This is a genomic window from Psittacicella hinzii (assembly GCF_003585885.1).
Classification (GTDB): domain Bacteria; phylum Pseudomonadota; class Gammaproteobacteria; order Enterobacterales; family Psittacicellaceae; genus Psittacicella.
Window position 1 is genome coordinate 1 of the sequence record NZ_NRHC01000024.1, and the last position, 2,778, is coordinate 2,778.

At 33.1% G+C, this 2,778-nt stretch carries 2 protein-coding genes; both read right to left on the minus strand.

Features of this window, described 5'->3' with window-relative positions; all coding sequences use genetic code 11:
* Positions 1-15: 15 nt before the first annotated feature.
* The gene (locus CKF54_RS02070) at positions 16-1,308 is read right to left on the minus strand and encodes a hypothetical protein (protein WP_119524627.1); all 1,293 of its coding nucleotides are present in this window, start codon (positions 1,306-1,308) and stop codon (positions 16-18) included.
* A 339-nt stretch (positions 1,309-1,647) separates the two neighbouring features.
* Positions 1,648-2,778, minus strand: a 1,131-nt coding sequence (locus tag CKF54_RS08115; RefSeq protein ID WP_222987474.1) for a hemagglutinin repeat-containing protein, incomplete at its 5' end; no start/stop codon positions are given.

Here is a 2,778-nt window from a genome sequence, read left to right on the forward strand (position 1 = left end):
TACTAGATGCGGAATTCAGGCTAAAACCTCTCCAGCAGTAGTTTCAAGGTTATTACTAACCAAAATAAAGTAACCTAGCTGACTATAATCTGCAGAAATTTGCTCGATATCTTTTTCATACTTATATTCTTGATTACGATCTTGAGAGATTTTAAAGTACTTATAACTGTTCGGGACTACTGTTTTTTGTGCAATTGCATCTTGTAACTCTTCTTCCTCTTGCTCTAAATACTCTTCAAAGGCAGCCTGTAATTCAACTCTTTCATCTGGATCTAAAAATACGTATAACTTGCATTTAGAATTATTCAACCAAGCATCCATAGCTTTGTATTTTACAGCTTTAAATCCAGGCACTAAATCTTCATAACCAAGAACCTTTTTAGATACTTCAGCAATGGCTTCTTTTGCTAATTTTAAATCTCTAGGTAAGACTGTAATAAAACTATTTCCTCTCGTGCTAATTTCTTTTAAATTGTTAGTAGAGAAGTAATTCTGTTCCATGACAAATGTAAACTTACTACCTTTGAGATTTTCGTTAATACCTAATATAAATGAAAGGTATGTTTTATCAGAGATATTTCCATGAGAGAAAGTATAAGTTAATGGCAAACGAGAATCCTCATCAAAGATTACTCCAAGATTATTTTCTCTTTTTGCTGCTCTATCTTGGTTGAAACCAAATCTTCTGTCAGCTTCAATACTATGTAAACTTGGATAAGTTGCCTTGTAATTGTAAGCAAGAAAACGATCTGTTTTTACTTTACTAAACCAGAAATCTAAAAATTTAGCTATCTTCTCTTGAGTAATGACACGATTAAAAATCTCGCTAATTTGCCTTTCATTTAAGCATAAGGCTGGATCTAAATAATGCTTTTTAGCCCAACGCTCATACCCTTTCATTACATTACCACAACATAACATGTACGAGGCTAGAGTTAATATTACCTCTCTCTTACGACCAAATACTTCCTCTAAAACCTCTTCAAGCTTAACCTCAACAGAAATAGAGCTTACAGCCTGTAATAAGCCTTCCGGTTTTATATACTTAACTGCAGATAAAGGAACGTTATTCTCTGCTTTCTTTTTAATAAATTTAGCCTCTGGAAAAACTTTTAGATAATTTTCATTAGGTTGAAAAATTCTAGCTTCCTTATCTATTAGCTTACCAATCATTATCTTCTTGGATTCTGGATTACCATTTGCATTGCGCTTATAGTCATAGTTGTAGATTACATAGTATGTTTCTTTTTTCTTAAGATAAGTAATATTCTTTTCTGGTAATTCCGCTAGTTGATCTAGATAAGCCATATTTTTTAACCTCATAGTAAAAACTATGCAAAGTACTACTGTAGTTCCAGTATAAATAAAAGTCTGAATAAGTTTGTTTAACTCTTTAATTTAGCTAAAATACTATAGCTAAAATACTATTATAAAACAGTTTCTGGCACCTACTTATTTTTATAACCTTAAAACGATGCCCGCTATTAATCAGCTCTTACCATAGCTTCTACTCAACAAGCCTTATCCAACAGTTCCTATCACTTAAACTAATCTCAATACAACACTTTTCCCCCTTAAAAAATGAACATAAAAGAAGTCCCTCCTGCTAAAAAACAGGAAGGACTTTATACCTAATAATTAAAGAAATTAATTATTTTTGTTGTCTGCTTTTACATTAGAGTAAGCAAATTGACTTTTGTTTTTGCTTAGGCTCTCAGCTACTTTACTTGGAATTACATCAGATGGTAATTCATCTGGAAGTTTACCAGTCTTACGTAATTCATCGTTTAAGAAGCCACATAATCTTGTGATATCGATACGATCAATTGCATCCATATCTAAACGATCTTTTAATGTATTTAGATCAACAACCGCACATGTTTCTAATGTGAAACCTACGCTATTTAAGTAGTTATTTAACTGTTCGTTATTAGAAGCTACAGTTAAACCTCTAACTTGGTTTGGATTCATATCAGAACTTGCAACGATACGAGGAGTGAATTGACGGCTTTCATCTCTTGCTGCCTCGTTAATATACTGAACATCTTGACCTAATAACCAATCTTCATAATTTTCGTCGACGTAAGCATCAACAGTTAAATTAGTGTTAGTTGTGTTATCAGTTGTGTTACCAGTTACATTTGTAGTGTTACCAGTAGTGTTACCTGTAGTGTTACCAGTTGTATTACCTGTTGTATTAACAGTTACATTGCTGATGATTGTACCGTTAGTACTATTAACACTATAGTCTCTTTCTGTAATAGTAGAGTTAGTAACTGTAGTATGGTTACCAGCATCTAATGTAACTTTGTCACCAGTAATATTACTATTGTTGATAGTGATATTTTCTTTAGCAACAACACTTACATTACCTTCTTCAGCAGTGATGTTAGAACCTGTAATATTCACTGAACCATTAGGTGAAGTGATATTAACATCATCTTTAGCAGTTACGTTGCTACCATTGATATTAACACCTTGGTTACCTGTAATGTTCACTGAACCGTTAGGTGAAGTGATGTTAGACGCATCAATGTTAGTTGTACCATTTTCAGCATCGATATTAACACCTTGGTTACCAGAAATGTTACTATTGTTAATTGAAACATTTTCTTGAGCAGTGATGTTCACAGTACCGTTTTCTGCAGTAATGTTAGAACCTGTTACGTTTACTGAACCGTTAGGTGAGTCAACGTTCACATCTTCTTTCGCAGTTACGTTACTACCGTTGATATTAACGCCTTGGTTACCTGTAATATTCACTGAACCGTTAGGTGA